16 protein-coding genes, 1 tRNA gene and 1 pseudogene are annotated in these 17,377 nt (G+C 67.4%); 9 read left to right on the forward strand and 9 right to left on the reverse strand.

Features of this window, described 5'->3' with window-relative positions:
• Positions 1–48 precede the first annotated feature (48 nt).
• Positions 49–125 (forward strand) — tRNA-Met (locus KDW55_RS06440).
• 114 nt (positions 126–239) lie between these two features.
• On the opposite strand, the gene KDW55_RS06445 is transcribed toward KDW55_RS06440, so the two are convergent.
• Entirely contained in the window at positions 240–1,214 is a 975-nt protein-coding gene (locus KDW55_RS06445) for a LysR family transcriptional regulator (protein ID WP_059548642.1), read from the reverse strand.
• A gap of 178 nt (positions 1,215–1,392) precedes the next feature.
• Positions 1,393–2,361: a GlxA family transcriptional regulator gene (locus tag KDW55_RS06450; protein WP_040141808.1), complete on the reverse strand. Its 969-nt coding sequence runs from the start codon at positions 2,359–2,361 to the stop codon at positions 1,393–1,395.
• A gap of 116 nt (positions 2,362–2,477) precedes the next feature.
• Between KDW55_RS06450 and KDW55_RS06455 the strand changes: the two genes are divergently transcribed.
• Together KDW55_RS06455 and KDW55_RS06460 are read left to right on the forward strand one after the other, a co-directional pair.
• Positions 2,478–3,161: a DJ-1/PfpI family protein gene (locus KDW55_RS06455; protein ID WP_069241727.1), complete on the forward strand. Its 684-nt coding sequence runs from the start codon at positions 2,478–2,480 to the stop codon at positions 3,159–3,161.
• Positions 3,162–3,256: 95 nt separating this feature from the next.
• Positions 3,257–3,568, forward strand: a complete 312-nt coding sequence (locus tag KDW55_RS06460) for a cupin domain-containing protein (protein ID WP_212197896.1) — start codon at positions 3,257–3,259, stop codon at positions 3,566–3,568.
• Between the two features lie 43 nt (positions 3,569–3,611).
• Here the strand turns inward: KDW55_RS06460 and KDW55_RS06465 are convergent, their stop codons facing one another.
• Both KDW55_RS06465 and KDW55_RS06470 read right to left on the reverse strand, forming a co-directional pair.
• Positions 3,612–3,884, reverse strand: coding sequence for a PAAR domain-containing protein (locus KDW55_RS06465; RefSeq protein ID WP_212197922.1), 273 nt, complete (start codon positions 3,882–3,884; stop codon positions 3,612–3,614).
• Between the two features lie 176 nt (positions 3,885–4,060).
• Positions 4,061–4,453, reverse strand: coding sequence for an MAPEG family protein (locus KDW55_RS06470; RefSeq protein ID WP_069241729.1), 393 nt, complete (start codon positions 4,451–4,453; stop codon positions 4,061–4,063).
• Positions 4,454–4,863: 410 nt separating this feature from the next.
• On the opposite strand from KDW55_RS06470, the gene KDW55_RS06475 reads away from it, so the two are divergent.
• Entirely contained in the window at positions 4,864–7,971 is a 3,108-nt protein-coding gene (locus KDW55_RS06475) for a transglycosylase domain-containing protein (protein WP_212197897.1), read from the forward strand.
• 45 nt (positions 7,972–8,016) lie between these two features.
• Here KDW55_RS06475 and KDW55_RS06480 read toward each other — a convergent pair.
• Positions 8,017–8,365, reverse strand: a pseudogene (locus KDW55_RS06480) (GFA family protein).
• A 158-nt stretch (positions 8,366–8,523) separates the two neighbouring features.
• On the opposite strand from KDW55_RS06480, the gene KDW55_RS06485 reads away from it, so the two are divergent.
• Positions 8,524–8,769 carry a DUF1272 domain-containing protein gene (locus tag KDW55_RS06485; protein ID WP_059548649.1) on the forward strand — a complete coding sequence of 82 codons (246 nt, stop codon included), beginning with the start codon at positions 8,524–8,526 and terminating at the stop codon, positions 8,767–8,769.
• Between the two features lie 21 nt (positions 8,770–8,790).
• On the opposite strand, the gene KDW55_RS06490 is transcribed toward KDW55_RS06485, so the two are convergent.
• The gene (locus tag KDW55_RS06490; RefSeq protein ID WP_212197898.1) at positions 8,791–9,495 is read right to left on the reverse strand and encodes an FCD domain-containing protein; all 705 of its coding nucleotides are present in this window, start codon (positions 9,493–9,495) and stop codon (positions 8,791–8,793) included.
• Between the two features lie 134 nt (positions 9,496–9,629).
• On the opposite strand from KDW55_RS06490, the gene dgoD reads away from it, so the two are divergent.
• Positions 9,630–10,778, forward strand: a complete 1,149-nt coding sequence (gene dgoD, locus KDW55_RS06495) for a galactonate dehydratase (protein ID WP_040144789.1) — start codon at positions 9,630–9,632, stop codon at positions 10,776–10,778.
• Positions 10,779–10,924: 146 nt separating this feature from the next.
• On the opposite strand, the gene KDW55_RS06500 is transcribed toward dgoD, so the two are convergent.
• Complete coding sequence (locus KDW55_RS06500) at positions 10,925–11,857, reverse strand: CopD family protein (RefSeq protein WP_212197899.1); 933 nt, start codon at positions 11,855–11,857, stop codon at positions 10,925–10,927.
• A gap of 377 nt (positions 11,858–12,234) precedes the next feature.
• Between KDW55_RS06500 and KDW55_RS06505 the strand changes: the two genes are divergently transcribed.
• Genes KDW55_RS06505 through KDW55_RS06515 form a run of 3 tightly spaced genes read left to right on the forward strand, consistent with a single transcriptional unit; the run spans position 12,235 to position 15,832 of the window.
• Complete coding sequence (locus tag KDW55_RS06505; RefSeq protein ID WP_040141821.1) at positions 12,235–12,999, forward strand: c-type cytochrome; 765 nt, start codon at positions 12,235–12,237, stop codon at positions 12,997–12,999.
• 19 nt (positions 13,000–13,018) lie between these two features.
• Positions 13,019–14,368, forward strand: coding sequence for a cytochrome c (locus KDW55_RS06510; protein WP_209824585.1), 1,350 nt, complete (start codon positions 13,019–13,021; stop codon positions 14,366–14,368).
• 18 nt (positions 14,369–14,386) lie between these two features.
• On the forward strand, positions 14,387–15,832 hold the full coding sequence (locus KDW55_RS06515) for a DEAD/DEAH box helicase (protein WP_059548652.1): 1,446 nt from the start codon (positions 14,387–14,389) through the stop codon (positions 15,830–15,832).
• Here the strand turns inward: KDW55_RS06515 and KDW55_RS06520 are convergent.
• On the reverse strand, positions 15,826–16,335 hold the full coding sequence (locus tag KDW55_RS06520; protein WP_069241732.1) for a hypothetical protein: 510 nt from the start codon (positions 16,333–16,335) through the stop codon (positions 15,826–15,828). The two genes, KDW55_RS06515 and KDW55_RS06520, sit on opposite strands and share 7 nt — an antisense overlap.
• Positions 16,336–16,402: 67 nt before the next feature.
• Complete coding sequence (locus tag KDW55_RS06525; RefSeq protein WP_040141830.1) at positions 16,403–17,230, reverse strand: ferritin-like domain-containing protein; 828 nt, start codon at positions 17,228–17,230, stop codon at positions 16,403–16,405.
• Positions 17,231–17,377: the final 147 nt, after the last annotated feature.

The raw sequence follows: 17,377 nt of genomic DNA on the forward strand, positions 1-17,377 counted from the left end.
AAAAAGGTGTTGACAGCCTCACGGTAGATCGACATAATTCAAGTCTTCGGCGAATTAGCTCAGTCGGTTAGAGCGACGGAATCATAATCCGCAGGTCCGGGGTTCGAGTCCCTGATTCGCCACCAAATGCGAAAAGCCGCTGTTCCGCAAGGATCAGCGGCTTTTTTCATTGCGTCATCCGGCGCGACGCACGCAGGTGCCCTGCGCCGCGACTCGTCCGAGCCGCGTGCGCACCGCCGCTACGCCACCACCGCCCCGCGCCGCACATCCGGCGCCTCGGCCCGCACCTTCCCGCGCCAGTTCTCGCCGCCCTCCAGCGCCGGCGTCGACTCGAACAGCTCCGCCATCCAGTCCGCGAACACGCGCACCTTCTGCGACAGATGCCGGTTGTGCGGATACACGATCGAAATCGGCTTGGGTTTCGGATTGCAGTCGGGCAGCACCTCGACGAGCGAGCCGTCGCGCAGGTGCGGCAGCACCATGAACAGCGTCGGCTGGATCATCCCGAACCCTTCGAGCCCGCACGTCACGTACGCATCCGAATCGTTGACCGTCACAGTGCCGTTCATCCGTACCTCCACCGGCTTGCCCTCGATCATGAACACCCACGGAATCGCGCGCGCACCGTGACTCGCCCGGAAATTCACCGCATGGTGGTCAGCCAGGTCGGCGATCTCCTGCGGCTCGCCCTGGCGCGCCAGATAGTCGGGCGACGCGCACGTCACGCGTTTGAGCATCCCGATCCGCCGCGCAACCATCGACGAATCCTCGAGCGGCCCAACCCGGATCATGCAGTCGATGCCCTCCTCGACCGGATCCACGTATCGGTCCGACAGGCCCAGGTCGAGTGTGATGTCCGGATAGCGCTGCCGGAAGATCGACAACGACGGCAACACCACGCGCCGCCCGAGCGAGCTCGGCATGTGCACGCGCAGCACGCCGCTCGGCTTGCGGTTGCCGGTCTGGAAGCTCGCGTCGGCTTCCGCGATCTCCGAGATGATTTTCATGCAATGCTCGTAGTACGCGGCGCCCTCCGGCGTCAGCGACAGCCGGCGCGTCGTCCGGTGCATCAGGCGCACGCCGAGCAGCGCCTCGAGATTCTGGATGATCGTCGTGACCGACGCGCGCGGCATCGCGAGCGTTTCGGCCGCGCGCGTAAAACTGTTCGCGTCGACCACGCGGGTGAAAACTTCCATTGCCTGGATGCGGTCCATGCTGCGCCCCCTTCGAATCGCCAACGGGACAGAATAGAGCGCGCGGCGGGCACGGCACAAGCCCCGGTCCATTGTTCCCATCGCCCGAACAGTCGACACGCTTCGGAGTCGAAACTGATCCGTTTTCGTGCAGTTGCGCGCGACGACGGCTGCGCGCCGGTTGCCGCCCGTCGCCTCGCTACCGCACGAACCGCTCGCGATAGCCCTGCGGCGACACGCCGAGCACACGCACGAAGCTGCGCCGCAGCGTTTCCTCGGAACCGAAGCCGCAGCGCGTCGCGATTCGCTTGACCGGCCACGCGGTTTCGCCAAGCAGGCGCTGCGCGGCCTCCACACGGATCTGCTCGACCGCCCGCGCGGGGGTACGCCCGGTTTCCGCGCGATAGTGGCGCACGAAACTGCGCTCGCTCATGCTGACGCGCTCGGCGAGCGCCGGCACCGACAGATCGGCGGCCAGGTGCTCGGCGATCCACGCATGCAGTTCGCCGAAGCGGTCGTCGGTGCGCTGCATCGACAGCATCGCGCTGAACTGCGCTTGCCCGCCCGGCCGTTTCAGGAACACGACGAGTTCGCGCGCGGCGTCGAGCGCGACCGCGCGTCCGAGATCCTCTTCGACGAGCGCGAGCGCGAGGTCGATGCCGGCCGTCACGCCGGCCGACGTCCACAACGTACCTTCGCGGATGAAAATCGGATCGGGCTCGACACGCACGTTTGGATAGCGCGCGGCGAATTCGCCGCAGCGCGCCCAATGCGTGACCGCGCGCCGCCCGTCGAGCAGGCCAGCCTCGGCAAGCAGGAACGCACCGGTGCAGACGGACGCAATGCGTCGCGCGCGCTGCGCCTGCTGCCGTACCCAACGCACCATCCGCGCGTCCGTCGACGCCGCGTGCACACCCTTGCCGCCCGCGACGATCACCGTGTCCGGCCGCCCGGCCGAGCGCAGCGAGTCGGCCATCACGACGAGGCCGGACGACGTCTCGATCGGCCCGGCCTCGGCGGCAACGACGCGCGGCGCATACGGTGCGGGCTGACCGCGCTCTTGCGCGAGTTCGTTGACGGAGGCGAACACCTGCAGCGGCCCGGTGACGTCGAGCAACTGCGCACGGGGAAACGCGAGGATCAGGATCGGGCGTGGCGAGGCGGACATGAGCGTTGGCTGAAATCGTGGGCGATATGGCAATTTCGCCAAACACTACGCGCCTACAATCGATCTGTCCATCGAGCGCCGGCCGCGGCGCCTTCCCTTTCCGTCGGAGTGTTCGCATGACCCTGCATATCGGCCTTCTCGTGTTTCCCGGCGTCCAGCAGCTCGATCTCACCGGCCCGCACGACGTGCTCGCGTCACTGCCCGACGCGGCCGTCCATCTGGTCTGGAAATCGCGCGACACGGTCGCGTCGAGCAGCGGCCTCGCGCTCGCGCCCACCTGCACGTTCGACGACTGCCCGCCGCTCGACGTGATCTGCGTGCCGGGCGGAATCGGCATCAACGATCTGCTGCTCGATGCCGCGACGATCGCGTTCGTGCAGCAGCGTGCGGCCTCGGCACGCTACGTGACGTCGGTCTGCACCGGCGCGCTGTTGCTCGGCGTCGCCGGCCTGCTGCGCGGGCGCCGCGCGACGACGCACTGGGCGTTTCATTCGCTGCTCGAACCGCTGGGTGCGGTACCGGTGCGCGAACGCGTGGTCCGTGACGGCAACCTGATCACCGGCGGCGGCGTGACGGCCGGCATCGATTTCGCGTTGACGATCGCCGCCGAGCTTGTCGGCGACGAAGAGGCGCAGGCGATTCAACTGCAGCTCGAATACGCGCCGGCACCGCCGTTCGATGCCGGTTCGCCGGACACCGCGCCGGCGTCGGTCCTTGCGCGCGTGACCGAGCGCTCCGCGGCCGGGCTCGACAAGCGCAGGAAGACGATCGACGCCGCGTTGCGCGCGACGTCGCGCTAATCCGCACACGGCAATCGGCAGGCAGGCACGCACGCAGGAAACATGTGCGGCCCGCCTGGCCGCCATCCCTCGCAATCGCACTCACGAACCTATCGATGAAGATCATCCGCAGCACGGAATTCACCGCGCAGCGCGCGTGGGGCGCGCTGGAAATCGCGAATCTGAACGGCATCACGGTGCGTCTGCACTGGACCGATCAGCCTTACCGTTGGCACCTGAACGACGGAGAAGAAGTTTTCGCGGTGCTCGACGGCCGTGTCGAGATGCGCTACCGGGAAGCAGGCATCGAGCACGCGACGGTGCTCGAAACGGGCGACGTATTCCACGCGACGGCCGGCACGGAACACGTCGCGCATCCGCTTGGCGACGCGCGCATTCTCGTGATCGAGACCGAAGGCAGCGTCTGAAGATCGACGCCGCGCCGCGGGCGTCGTGCAGATTCGCCGGGCTTCAGCCCGACACGGTGCCCGTCCCCTGCGACGGAATCGGCTTCGGCTGCGGCGTGCAGAGGCACTGGCACAGGTCGTGTTCGAGCGCGACGACCTTTCCCATCACGGTCATCGTCCGTTCGCCGCCGTCGGACACGATCACGCCCTCCGTCTTGCACGCGGCGCAGAACACCGGCGCGCCGAGATACGCGAGTTCGCGGCCGTCGAACGACGAATTGGCGATCCCGTCGAGCACGACGTCGCCATGGTCGGTCGCGTCGCCCTTCAGAATGATTTGCGGCTCATGGTTCCGCTCTCCCTCGGAAAACGCCGCGCAGCACGGCGTCGAGCCACGCACGGGCAGTCGGAATCCGCCTGTCGGTGGCGGGCGTGTCGCGAGGATATCGTCGCGCGGGGGACAGCTCGCCGGATGCACGCGGTTCAGCGCAGCGGCGTTCTGCGATCAGACCATCAGAACAACAGCGCGACACATAGCGCGGCGCCACACAGATACGTACCGAACGCGCCGACGAAGCGAGCGGGATTCGGCGTCGCCATCGTCGGCCACGCGAGCAGTCCGATCACGAGCAGACACCGGCAAACGGTAGCCGCGACGATCAACGACAAAACGGCGCGCGACGGATCGTGTGCACCGAAATAGAGAAACAGCACCGCGAGAAACGGCGCGTACTCGGCCGTGTTGCCGTGCGCACGCACGACCTTGTGCAGCCCGTTGTCCGGATCGGAGGTGCACCCGCAACCGGTCGTGTGCCGAAAGCGCGTGACCGATACGAACAGCCCGAGCCCGAACAGCAGCATTCCGAGAATTGCCGCGCAAACGAGCGCGACGGGATGAATCGACATGGAACCCCCGGAGCCAAAGCGGCAATCGCCGCACAACCGGTGATCGTACCCGTGGGCAGCCGGCGCCGGACCATCTCGGAAACCCGTAGCGGCGTCATGCGCCACCCCTGAATCGGCAACGATAATCCGGCCCTGTTTGTGTGCAACACCGCGACACGCGCAGTCGGAACGTCGGCGCCCCGGCCGTCTGCCGCCGCGCGCAGCATGCACGCGGTCCCGCGCGAAACGCGCAAACGTTGAACCGGGTCCGCATGCACAGCGGCAGTGCAGCACCGGCGCTGCGCGGTCGCGGGCATGCGCGTTGCGCCCGCGCATCTCAGTAGTGAACGCCCTTGGCAGCCCGCTGCGGAGGACTACACTAATCCTTAATGAGGTGCGGCCGGAGCCCGCGCCTTCAGGGAGACGCCGCCATGAATCGGCCGCTGAATCGCATCCTGCCGCGGGTGACCGGGACTGCATCGGTCTGGACGTGGATCAAGTGGTCGTTGCTGGCCGCGCTGGTGATCGCGATCGCGATCCTCGCGCGGCTCGTGATGACCGAGATCGAGACGTCGCGCCTGCAGGCCCACTATCTGTCCGAGCTCACCCGTGACGTCGGCTACACCGTCGAGGCGGGCGCGAGCGACCACATCCGCTTTCCCGCGAACGGGCCGTACGATCAGCGCCTCGGCTATTCGATGATTCCTGCATTCCAGCAGCGTTTGCTCGCGCACGGCTTTGTCGTCGGCAAACAGGCGCGCGATTCCGACCGGATGCTGGCGCTCGCCGATCACGGGCTGTTCCTGCCTTATGAAGAGAAAGACCAGACCGGGCTGATGCTGTTCGACTCGACCGGCGCGCCGCTGTTCGCGACGGTGTTCCCGCAGCGCGTGTACGCTGATTTCGACACGGTGCCGCGCGTGGTCGCCGATTCGCTGATGTTCATCGAGGATCGCTACCTGCTCGACCCGAACCAGCCGAACCGCAATCCGGCGATCGACTGGGGACGCTTCAGCCGCGCGCTCGCCGATCAGGCGCTGCACGTCGTCAACCATCACCAGGCGCGCCCCGGCGGCAGCACGCTAGCGACGCAGATCGAGAAGTTCCGCCATTCGCCTGACGGCCGTACGGCGACGCCGCCGGAGAAGCTGCGGCAGATTGCATCCGCGTCCGTGCTTGCGTATATGAACGGCCCGCAGACGATGCTCGCGCGGCGCGGAATTCTGGTGCGCTACCTGAATTCGGTGCCGCTCGCCGCACGGCCGCACATCGGCGAAATCACCGGCCTGGGCGATGGCCTCGCCGCGTGGTACGGCCGCGACTTCAACGACGTGAATCGCATCCTGTCCGCGCCGACGACCGGCGACAACGTCGACGAGCAAGGCAAGGCGTTTCGCGAGGTGCTGTCGCTGATCATCGCGCAGCGCGCGCCGTCGTACTTCCTGAATCGCGGCTATCCGGCGCTGCAGAAGCTGACCGACAGCTATCTTCGGCTGCTGTCGAACGGCGGCGTGATCTCGCCCGCGCTGCGCGATGCCGCGCTCGCCGCGCGGATCGATCGCAGCGCGCCGCCGCCCGCGGCGCGCGTGCAGTCGTTCGTGTCGCGCAAGGCCGTGTCGTCCGCGCGCGCGTCGCTGCTGGCCGCGCTCGGGATCAGCGACCTGTACCAGCTCGACCAGCTCGACCTGGAAGCGACCAGCACGCTCGACAACGGCGTACAGCAGGCGGTCGCCGAGCGGCTCGCGCAGGCGTCGACCCGCGACGGCGCCCAGGCGGCCGGCCTGTACGGCTTCGAAATGCTCGCACCGAAGGACGACCCGTCGCACCTTACGTACAGCTTCACGCTGTACGAGCATCGCAACGGCGCGAACCTGCTGCGCGTGCAGACCGACAGCGTGAACCAGCCGTTCGACGTGAACCGCGGCGGTCGCATCAACCTCGGCTCGACCGCGAAGCTGCGCACGCTGATCACGTACCTTCAGATCGTGTCCGATCTGCACGCGCGCTACGGCAGCCTGTCGAACGCGCAGCTCGCGCAAGTGAAGCCCGATCCGCTCGACGGGCTGTCGCGCTGGGCGCTCGACTACCTGTCGCACACGCGCGACCGCTCGCTGCAGGCAATGCTCGACGCGTCGGTCGAACGCAAGTACTCGGCGAGCCCGGACGTGTTCTACACGGGCGGCGGCGCACAGGTGTTCTCGAACTTCGAAAAATCCGACAACGGCCGCATCCTGACGCTGCATGCGGCGTTCGAGCATTCGGTGAACCTCGTGTTCGTGCGCCTGATGCGCGACATCGTCCATTACGAGATGCTGAAGGCTGCCGGCCCGTCGTCGTCGTGGCTCGGCGATCCGGAACAGCGCAAGCGTTACCTCGCTCAGTTCGTCGACGGCGAAAGCAAGGTGTACGTGAAGCGCTACTACGCGCGTTATGCGGGCAAGGCGCCCGACGACGCGCTCGCGCTGATGCTGAAGGACGTGCGCAGGTCGCCGCCGAAGATCGCGACGGTGCTGCGCAGCGTCGCGCCGAACGAATCGCTTGCGTGGTTCAGTGCGCAGATGCGCGCGCAGCTGAAGGGCACACCGGCCGCGACGCTGTCGGACGACGATCTCGCCGCGCTGTACGCGAAGTACGCGATCGACCGCTTCAACCTGAACGATCGCGGCTACATCGCAAGCGTGCACCCGCTCGCGCTGTGGACGCTCAACTACCTGCGCGCGCACCCGGACGCGTCGCTCGCCGACGTCCAGCGCGACAGCCACGACGCGCGCTTCTACACCTATTCGTGGCTCTACAAGACGCGCTATCACGCGACGCAGGACCGCCGCATCCGCCGGATGGTCGAGCTGCGCGCATACGGCGAAATCACGAAGGCGTGGCGTGCGCTCGGCTACCCGTTCGCGGAAGTCACGCCGTCGTATGCGGCCGCGATCGGCGCATCGGGCGACCAGCCCGACGCGCTCGCCAAGCTGATCGGCCTGATCGCGAACGGCGGACAGAAGGCGCCGACCGAGACGATCACCCGCCTCGACTTTGCGAAGGGCACGCCGTACGAAACGCGCTTCGTGCGCGCGGCCGCGCAGCCGCAGCAGACGCTGTCGCCGGAGATCGTCAACGTCGCACGCACGCTGCTGCGCGGCGTCGTGCTGAACGGCACCGCGCGACGCCTGGCGGGCGGCTTCACGCTGCCCGACGGCAAGACGCTCGACGTGTACGGCAAGACCGGGACGGGCGACCAGCGCTTCAACGTCTACGCGCGCGGCGCGCGGCTGATCGAGTCGCGCAAGGTCAATCGCAGCGGCACGTTCGTGTTCGTGCTCGGCGACCGCTTCTTCGGCGTGCTGACGGCGACCGCGCACGAGCCATACGCTGCGCGCTACGACTTCACGAGCGCGATGGCCGTGCAGTTGCTGAAGTCGATGGCGCCGGCGCTCGCGCCGCTGATCGAGCGTCCGGCCACGGCAGGCACGCGCACCGCGGGCCCCGCGCCGCAGGCGGAAACGCCGACGCCGCAAGCGGCGCCGGCCGAGCCGTCGTGACAGTGAGCCCGGACGTTCGACGCGCGCGCGGCGCGTGCGCGCCGTTCACGGCGAACGGCCGTCGAAGTGCGTGACGCACAGCGCATCGATATCGACATCGTCGAAACAGCGCACGTTGATCGCGGCCATCTGGGTGCCGTCCGGATGCGCGCCTTCGCCGAACGTGTGAATTCCGCAGCGCTTGCAGAAGCGGTGCCTGATCACGTGCTTGTTGAACAAGGTAGGTCGCAAGGTTGTCGTCGGACGCGACGCGCGTCATGTGATCGCGCGGCACGAACCACATCAGCGCGCTCTTGCGCCGGCAGATCGAGCAGTTGCTCGCCATCACGCGCCGCAGGTCGCCTTGCGCGTCGAACTTCACGTCGCCGCAGCGACAGCTTCCGCGATAGAGGATGGTCGTCTCCCGGGGCGGCCCGTGCGTGCATCGGCATCCAGCGGGACACCGTTGGCCGGGCCGGCTCAAGCGCGTACAGTAGCGCTCACGCGTGCCGCGTGCAATGTCGTGCGGCGTACGCCCCCGCCCACAACCGTTCCACTGCAAGGAAAACCGCGATGCTCGAACTGCGCCCCGGCTGCGAATGCTGCGACAAGGATTTGCCGCCCGATTCGGCGGAAGCACGCATTTGTACATTCGAATGTACCTTTTGCGCCAGCTGCGCCGACGACGTGCTCAAAGGGCGCTGCCCGAACTGCGGCGGTGATCTGGTCGCACGGCCGCGCCGGCCCGCGAGCCTGCTCGCGAAGTACCCGGCGTCGACGCAGCGCGTGCTGAAGCCGGGCGGCTGCCCGAGCCACTGACGGCCGCGCGCCGGCCGCCGTTCACGACTTCTCGATCCGCGCCCGCGTGACCGCGAGCAGCGCCGCCATCGCGCGGCGCGCGCCCTCCTCGTCGCGCACGCGGATCGCATCGCTGACGGCCGTATGCTCGGCCAGCGACGCGTTGAACACGTGCGCGCGCCGCGCATTCAGATGCAGCTGCGCCTCGAGCGTGCGGTCGATCAGCGCGCCGAGCGGCACCAGCAGCTCGTTGCCGCCGGCCTCCAGCACGCTCAGGTGAAAGCGCAGATCCGCGCGCACCCATTCGTCGACGGTGCGCGCGGCAGCCATCGCGCGCACCGCGTCCTCGATCGCGTCGAATGCGCCGGGCCCGTGTGCGCGCGCGGCGAGTGCCGCCGCGTGCGGTTCGATCATCTCGCGCATCTCCTGCAGCTTCAGCGCGAACGCGAGCGGCGGCGCGACGCGCGCGTACCAGTCGAGCAGATCTGCGTCGAGCAGGTTCCACGCACGGCGCGGCCGCACGCGCGTGCCGACCTTCGGCCGCGATTCGACAAGCCCCTTCGACGTCAGCGTGCGCAGCGCCTCGCGCAGCACCGTGCGGCTCACGCCGAACATCTCCATCAGGTCCGGCTCCCGCGGCAGCAGCGTCTCGGGCGGATAGTCGCCGCGCAGAATCGCCGTCGCCAGCCGGAAAGCCGTCTGTCCATGCAGGTCGCGTTGAATGATCGTTCTCCGTTGCGCAGGCATCCCGGCGGTTGCCCACTATCTGCACAATAGTGCTATTAATACTATTTTTTAACGCGCTGCGCTAGGATATCCGTCATGTATTCGACCCGCGCCGCATCCGCACGCGCGCGCCGGTCCACCTGGAGACTCGCGACATGAAAATCACCCGCCTCGAAACCTTCGTCGTCCCGCCGCGCTGGCTGTTTCTCAAGATCGAAACCGACGAGGGTATCGTCGGCTGGGGCGAGCCGGTCGTCGAAGGTCGCGCGCACACGGTCGAGGCCGCGGTGCACGAACTCGCGGACTACCTCGTCGGCAAGGATCCGCTGCTGATCGAAGATCACTGGCAGGTGATGTACCGCGCCGGCTTCTACCGCGGCGGCCCGATCACGATGAGCGCGATCGCGGGCGTCGACCAGGCGTTGTGGGACATCAAGGGCAAGCATCACGGCGTGCCCGTGCACGCGCTGCTCGGCGGCCAGGTGCGCGATCGCATCAAGGTGTATTCGTGGATCGGCGGCGACCGGCCGAGCGACGTCGCGAACAACGCGCGCGCGGTGGTCGAGCGCGGCTTCAAGGCCGTGAAAATGAACGGCTCCGAGGAGTTGCAGATCGTCGACACTTACGACAAGGTCGAGCAGGTGATCGCGAACGTCGCGGCGGTGCGCGATGCAGTCGGCCCGCACGTCGGAATCGGCGTCGACTTCCACGGCCGCGTCCACAAGCCGATGGCGAAGGTGCTCGCGAAGGAGCTTGATCCGTACAAGCTGATGTTCATCGAGGAGCCGGTGCTGTCGGAGAATGCCGAGGCGCTGCGCGACATCGTCAACCAGACCAACACGCCGATCGCGCTTGGCGAGCGGCTCTACTCGCGCTGGGATTTCAAGCACATCCTCGCGGGCGGCTACGTCGACATCATCCAGCCCGATGCGTCGCACGCGGGCGGTATCACCGAGTGCCGCAAGATCGCGACGCTCGCGGAAAGCTACGACGTCGCGCTCGCGCTGCACTGCCCGCTCGGGCCGATCGCGCTGGCCGCGTGCCTGCAGCTCGATGCGGTCAGCTACAACGCGTTCATCCAGGAACAGAGCCTCGGCATCCACTACAACCAGGGCAACGACCTGCTCGACTACCTGCGCAATCCCGAGGTGTTCCGCTACGAAGACGGCTTCGTCGCGATTCCGCAAGGCCCGGGCCTCGGCATCGACGTGAACGAGGAAAAGGTGCGCGAGATGGCGAAGACCGGCCACCGCTGGCGCAATCCGGTGTGGCGCCATGCGGACGGCAGCGTCGCCGAATGGTGATGAACGCTTGAAGCAGGAAAAACTGCGCGGCACGCGTGCCGCGCAACGCGCTCGACACGGCCGCCCCGGCAAGGCGGCCGTTTCTGCATGCGGGCCTCGCACGGCGCGCACCCGGGGCGCGCGACGCACGCCCCGCAGGTCGCCCGTCAGCCGAGCGCCGCGAACCCCGGCACGCTGAACGAAAGCACGGCAGCCGCGACGAACACGCCGATCATCGTCAGCGCCTCGAGATGCAGGATGTTGCGGAACGTATGCGCGTCCTCGGTCGACGCGGTGCGGCGCAGGCGCGGCAGCGCGGAGAAACGGTTCAACCCGCCGAGCACGAGCGCGAGCGCGACGAGCAGCAGCTTGAGCAACAGCACGCGCCCCCACGTACTGCCGTCGAGCGGCGCGAGCGAGCCGCCGAGCCCGCGCAGCGCGTTGAGCACGCCGGTGCCGAGCACGAACACGACCGCGATCACCGACGTGCGCGACAGTTGCTGGCCGATCCGGATCAGCGCGCCGCGTGCGACCGACGAGCCGAGCAGCGGCAGCACCGCGAGCCCGCCCGCGAGCACGAGGCCGCCCCACACCGCGGTCGCGAGCAGGTGCAACGTCTGCACGCCGACCGCGGCGGACAGCGGGCCCGTGTCGGCCGCATGGCCGAGCGACGCCTTGCCGGCCGCGATCGCGATCACCGCGAGCCACAGCACCGCGTGCGCGAGCGGCCCTTCGGGCTTCGCGAGCGCGACGATCGCAAGCACCGCGGCGCCCGCGAACGCGACGCTCCATGCGAAGCCCGTGTGAGTCTGCATCAGCACCGTCGGAATCGCGGCGAACCCGCCGCCGAGACCGGTGCCGCTCATCGACGCAGCTTCGTACAGCAGCCAGCCGAGATCGGCAAGCACGAGCGCCAGCGCCGCCGCGACCAACGAATGTTGGGCGCGCATCCACGCCGGATGCGCAGGCGCGACGAGCGGCCGCGCGCCGTCCTTGCCGAGCCACGCCTTCAGCAGCGCCGAGCCGACCGCCATCGCGAACGTCGCATCCATCAGAGCCGCGAGTGCGACCTGTCCGACCCACAAGCTGTCGATCCTCATTGCCCGCGCCCTCCCGCGAACGGCCGGCCGACGGCGCGGCGGCAAGTGCAAGAACGGCGGAAAGACGGCAACGGCACGGTAGAAAACGTCATCGATGAATCCGGAAACGGGAGAAATGTCTGGATCTGCGGCGGAGGCGGCGCCGCGCGACCCGCGAGTGTACGGTCTTCGATGGCCACAGCGCACGTCGGTTCACACGGCAGCGACGCGCGGCGCGTCAAATTGTCGCAAGTCGCAAACAGACAGGAACCGATGTCCTTTCGCCAAATAGCCGTCATTACCCATCGATGATAGAATGCCGCGTCGCAGCAGCCCGGCTGTCCTGCCGTCCATGCGCCGAGCCGATCGTAGCCCGGACAGGTCCCCGACGAATAAACATGGAGTCTCGTGTGTCTTCAAGACGCCTCTTCCGTCCGCTGCTCGCCGTTCTGTTGATCGGCGGAGCGGGCCTTACGAGCGCTGCCCAAGCGCAGACCAAGCCCACGGAGCAAGCGCACGCCCAGCAGGCGCCGCTCAAGGCACCCGATACGATGGCCGAGCGCGTGCGCGGCTGTACCGCATGCCACGGCGTCCACGGCCAGGGCACGGACAACGACTACTTCCCGCGGCTTGCCGGCAAGCCGGCCGAGTACCTGTACAACCAGCTCGTCAACTTCCGTGACGGCCGGCGCAAGTACCCGCCGATGAACTATTTGCTGACGTACCTGAACGACGACTACCTGAAGGAAATCGCCGAACACTTCTCGGCCGAGCGCCCGCCGTACCCGGCGCCGGCCAAGCCGACGCTGCCGGCGGCAACGCTCGCGCGCGGCAAGCAGCTCGTCACGCAAGGCGATCCGTCACGCAAGCTGCCGGCCTGCGTGGCCTGCCACGGCGCGGGTCTGACCGGCATGCAGCCGGCGATCCCGGGCCTCGTCGGCCTGCATGCCGATTACCTGAGCGCGCAGCTCGGCGCATGGCGCTCGGGCAACCGTCACGCGAAGGCACCGGATTGCATGCACGACATCGCATCGAAGCTGTCGGATGAAGACGTGACGGCCGTGACCGCATGGCTGGCCGCGCAACCGGCGCCCGCCAACCCCGTGCCGGCACCGGCGCGTTCGATGAAGACTCCGCTCGCCTGCGGCAGCGAACCGCAATAAGGCAAGGGAGACAGACACAATGAAACGCAAGTCCCTGTTTGCACTCTCGGCTGTCGCGATCGTCGCGGCCGCCGCCCTCGTGCCGGTTCTGTGGCCGGGCAACGACACGCTGCACGGCGCTTCCGCCGTCGCGGCCACGCCGGCCGACCAGGCCGCGCTGATCAAGAAGGGCGAATACCTCGCGCGCGTCGGCGACTGTATCGCGTGCCACACCGTGCGCGGCGGCAAGTCGTTCGCGGGCGGCCTGCCGATGGCAACGCCGTTCGGCACGATGTACACGCCGAACATCACGCCGGACGACAAGGACGGTATCGGCAAATGGACGTCGGACGACTTCTATCGCGCGATGCACACCGGCCGTTCGAAGGACGGCAGCCTGCTGTACCCGGGCTTCCCGTTCGCGAGCTACACGAAGGTCACGCGCGCCGACTCGGACGCGATCTACGCGTACCTGCGTTCGGTCCCGCCGGTTTCGGTGCCGAGCCGTCCGCATGAGCTGAAGTTCCCGTTCAACAACCGCAACCTGCTGATCGGCTGGCGCACGCTGTTCTTCAAGGAAGGCGAGTACAAGCCGGATCCGACCAAGTCGGTCGAATGGAACCGCGGCGCTTACCTCGTCGAAGGTCTCGGCCACTGCTCGATGTGCCACACGTCGATCAACATGATGGGCGGCCCGGTGAATTCGGCGGCCTTCGCGGGCGGCCTGATCCCGCTGCAGAACTGGTATGCGCCGTCGCTGACGAACGACAAGGAACTCGGCCTCGGCGACTGGCACGTGCAGGAGCTGTCCGACCTGCTGCAAGCCGGCGTGTCGAACAAGGGCGCGGTGTTCGGCCCGATGGCCGACGTCGTGCACAACAGCCTGCAGTACATGACCGACGAGGATACGCGCGCGATGTCGACGTACCTGAAGTCGATCCCGCAGAAGGCTGAGGCGCCGAAGAACATGCAGTACGAGCCGTCGAAGCAGTTCGGCAACGCGCTGTTCGACCAGGGCAAGAAGATCTACGCGGACAACTGCGCGACCTGTCACGCCGAAAACGGCGCAGGCAAGCCGCCGGCCTATCCGCCGCTCGCGGGCAACCATTCGATCGTGATGGAATCGGCGGTCAACCCGATCCGCATGGTGCTGAATGGCGGCTATCCGCCGAGCACGTTCAAGAATCCGCGCCCGTACGGGATGCCGCCGTTCGCGCAGTCGCTGTCGAACCAGGAAGTTGCTGCGGTCGTCACGTATATCCGGATGTCGTGGGGCAACAACGGTACGCCGATCTCGCCGCAACAGGTGAGCGACCTGCGTTCCGCGCCCCTTTGCTTTTTCGCGACGCCAGTTCCCCGCGCGGGCCGCGCGAGGCGTCGCCGATCATAAAACTCAAGAGTGGTATCTATGTCTTTCGAATCTCTCGGCCTGGCCGAACCGCTTGTGAAGGCGGTCAACGAGCTCGGCTACACGTCGCCGACTCCTATCCAGCAGCAGGCGATCCCCGCCGTCCTCGGCGGCGGCGACCTCCTCGCCGGCGCACAGACCGGCACGGGCAAGACCGCCGGCTTCACGCTGCCGATCCTGCAGCGCCTGCACACGTTCTACGCCGAGCACCGCGGCGCGAAGCGCGCGGTGCGCGCGCTGATTCTCACGCCGACGCGCGAACTGGCCGCTCAGGTCGAGGAAAGCGTGCGTGCGTACAGCAAGTACCTGAAGCTGCGCTCGACCGTGATGTTCGGCGGCGTCAGCATCAATCCTCAGATCGATGCGCTCAAGCGCGGCGTCGACATCGTCGTCGCGACGCCGGGCCGGCTGCTCGACCACATGCAGCAAAAGACGATCGATCTGTCGGATCTCGACATCCTCGTGCTCGACGAAGCGGACCGGATGCTCGACATGGGCTTCATCCACGACATCAAGCGCGTGCTCGCGAAGCTGCCGCCGCAGCGCCAGAATCTGCTGTTCTCGGCCACGTTCTCCGACGAAATCAAGTCGCTCGCCGACAGCCTGCTCGATTCGCCGGCGCTGATCGAAGTCGCACGCCGCAACACCACCGCGGAAAGCGTCGCGCAGAAGATCCACCCGGTCGACCGCGATCGCAAGCGCGAGCTGCTCACGCACCTGATCCGCGAACACAACTGGTTCCAGGTGCTCGTGTTCACGCGCACCAAGCACGGCGCGAACCGGCTTGCCGAGCAGCTGACGAAGGACGGCATCAGCGCGATGGCGATCCACGGCAACAAGAGCCAGTCGGCGCGCACGCGTGCGCTCGCGGAATTCAAGAACAGCACGCTGCAGGTGCTCGTCGCAACCGACATCGCCGCACGCGGGATCGACATCGACCAGTTGCCGCACGTCGTCAACTTCGACCTGCCGAACGTGCCGGAAGACTACGTGCACCGGATCGGCCGCACGGGCCGCGCGGGCGCGACCGGCGAAGCGGTGTCGCTCGTGTGCGTCGACGAGAAGCAGCTGCTGCGCGACATCGAGCGGCTGATCAAGCGCGAGATTCCGCAAGAAGTGATCGCGGGCTTCGAACCGGATCCGAATGCGAAACCGGAGCCGATCCAGCAGCGTCGCGGCCAGCAGCCGCGCGGCGGTGGCGGCGGTGGCGGCGGCAATCGCCAGCCGCGTGCGGGCGGCTCAGGCCAGCCGGCCGCGAAGCGCGATGGCAATGCGCAGCCGAAGGCCGCGAAGCCGGCCAAGCCGCGCGCGGCCGCCGGCACGGGCGGTAACGCCACCGGCGGCGGTCGCCCGTCCGGCGCCGGCAACGGCGCGCGTCCCGCGAACGGCAATGCCGCGCACGCGAACCGCAACCGTTCGTCGCGCAGCGGCCAGCGCGGTCACTGAAGCCGCGCGGCCGCGCGCCGCAGGTGCTCGACCTGGCGCTGCCAGCGCGCGAGCACGTCGGCGCGCCCCTCCCCTTCCAGCGCAAACGTGACGCCCGTCGCGAGATGCGCATAGCCGACCCGCTGCGCATCGCCATGCGCGATCGTCGCAGCGAATCCGGCCAGGCCGCCGAAGTCCCCTTCGAGCGGCTCGATCACCAGTTGTGCCTGAAAGAATGCGCCGTCAGCAACGAGCGTCAGCGCGGCCGTGCGCCGTTGCAAGAGCGCGCGCGCCGCGCGCGATTGCGGCCACAGCACGAGCAACAGCGTGCGCGCGTCCCGCGCGAAAATCTCGCCGACGCTGAGCAGCGTCGTGCGCAGCTGGCCGTCGCCAGTTGCAACGATCAGCGACGCGGCGAGGTCCGCATGGCGTTCGAGCGCGGTGCCGTCGAACAAGGCGACGACGGCCGGCGGCCACGCGTCGAACGTCCATTGTTCGAGCGCGTGGCGATGGGATTCGGTCATGATGGCGGCCCGGTGAAAAGCGGATGGCGATGCCGCAGCATACGCGCGTTGAGCCGCGCGACGACGCTCAGCGCATGAACACGTGCCGCGTGATCTTCGTCAGCGGATAGTGGACGCTCGGCTGGATCTTCGCGGGCAGATCGAGCGGCTTGAGCAGCATCTTCACGCACATGTCGGCCGACAGGTTGCGTCGCACGAGCGAGCTGATGCGCGCGGCACGCTCGCGGTTGTATTGATCGTCGCCGATGCGATCGGGATAGCGGACCGCGAACACGTGGCGCAACGCGATTTCCGAATCCTCGTTCTTGATTTCCATCACGCGGCGCATCAGCGCGCCGAGCACCGCGAGCCGGCCGTTGCCTTCGAGCTTGTTGTACTTCTTGAAGAACTTGAAGAAGTGCTTGTAGTGGCGCACTTCGTCAGAGCGGATGTTGTCGGTGATTTCTTTCAGCACCGGCTCGTCCGAGCATTCGTTGATCGCGCGGTAGAGCGTGGCCGTGCCCGTCTCGACGACGCAACGCGCGACCATTTCAAGCGCGCGGGTCTTCTCGAACGCTTCGACCGAGCAGGTCTTCGAATACTCGGCGAAGAAATTCGCGAACGCGGTGTCCCAGTCGAACTCGGGCCACACGTGCGCGATATATGCCTTCAGCGCGCGGCCATGCTGCAATTCTTCGTGCTCCCACGCATTGTTGAGCCACGCGGAAACTTCCGGATCGTCGTTGAAGAACTCGCTCAGGTTGCTCGTGTAGAGATCCGAGCCGCTCTCGATGAATGACGATGCGCACAGCAGCAGCAGCAGATCCTCGTTCGCCGCGGCGCGCTGACGATCGATCCGGTTCAGGTCGATGTCCTCGATACGCCACGGCATGACATGCGTCGTTTCAGTATGCATGGTGTTGCGCTCCCAGTCGTCGCGCGGGCGTCCGGCCCATGTGCGTTTCGCACTGGCCCGGCGCCCGCAGGCGGCGTTTGCTTGCATTTATAGTGAATGGGTCCGGCCGAACCATCCTGGCATCTTAGCCGGACTTTTATGTTCGTG

The sequence above is a fragment of the Burkholderia sp. AU19243 genome (assembly GCF_018148075.1).
GTDB lineage: Bacteria > Pseudomonadota > Gammaproteobacteria > Burkholderiales > Burkholderiaceae > Burkholderia > Burkholderia latens_A.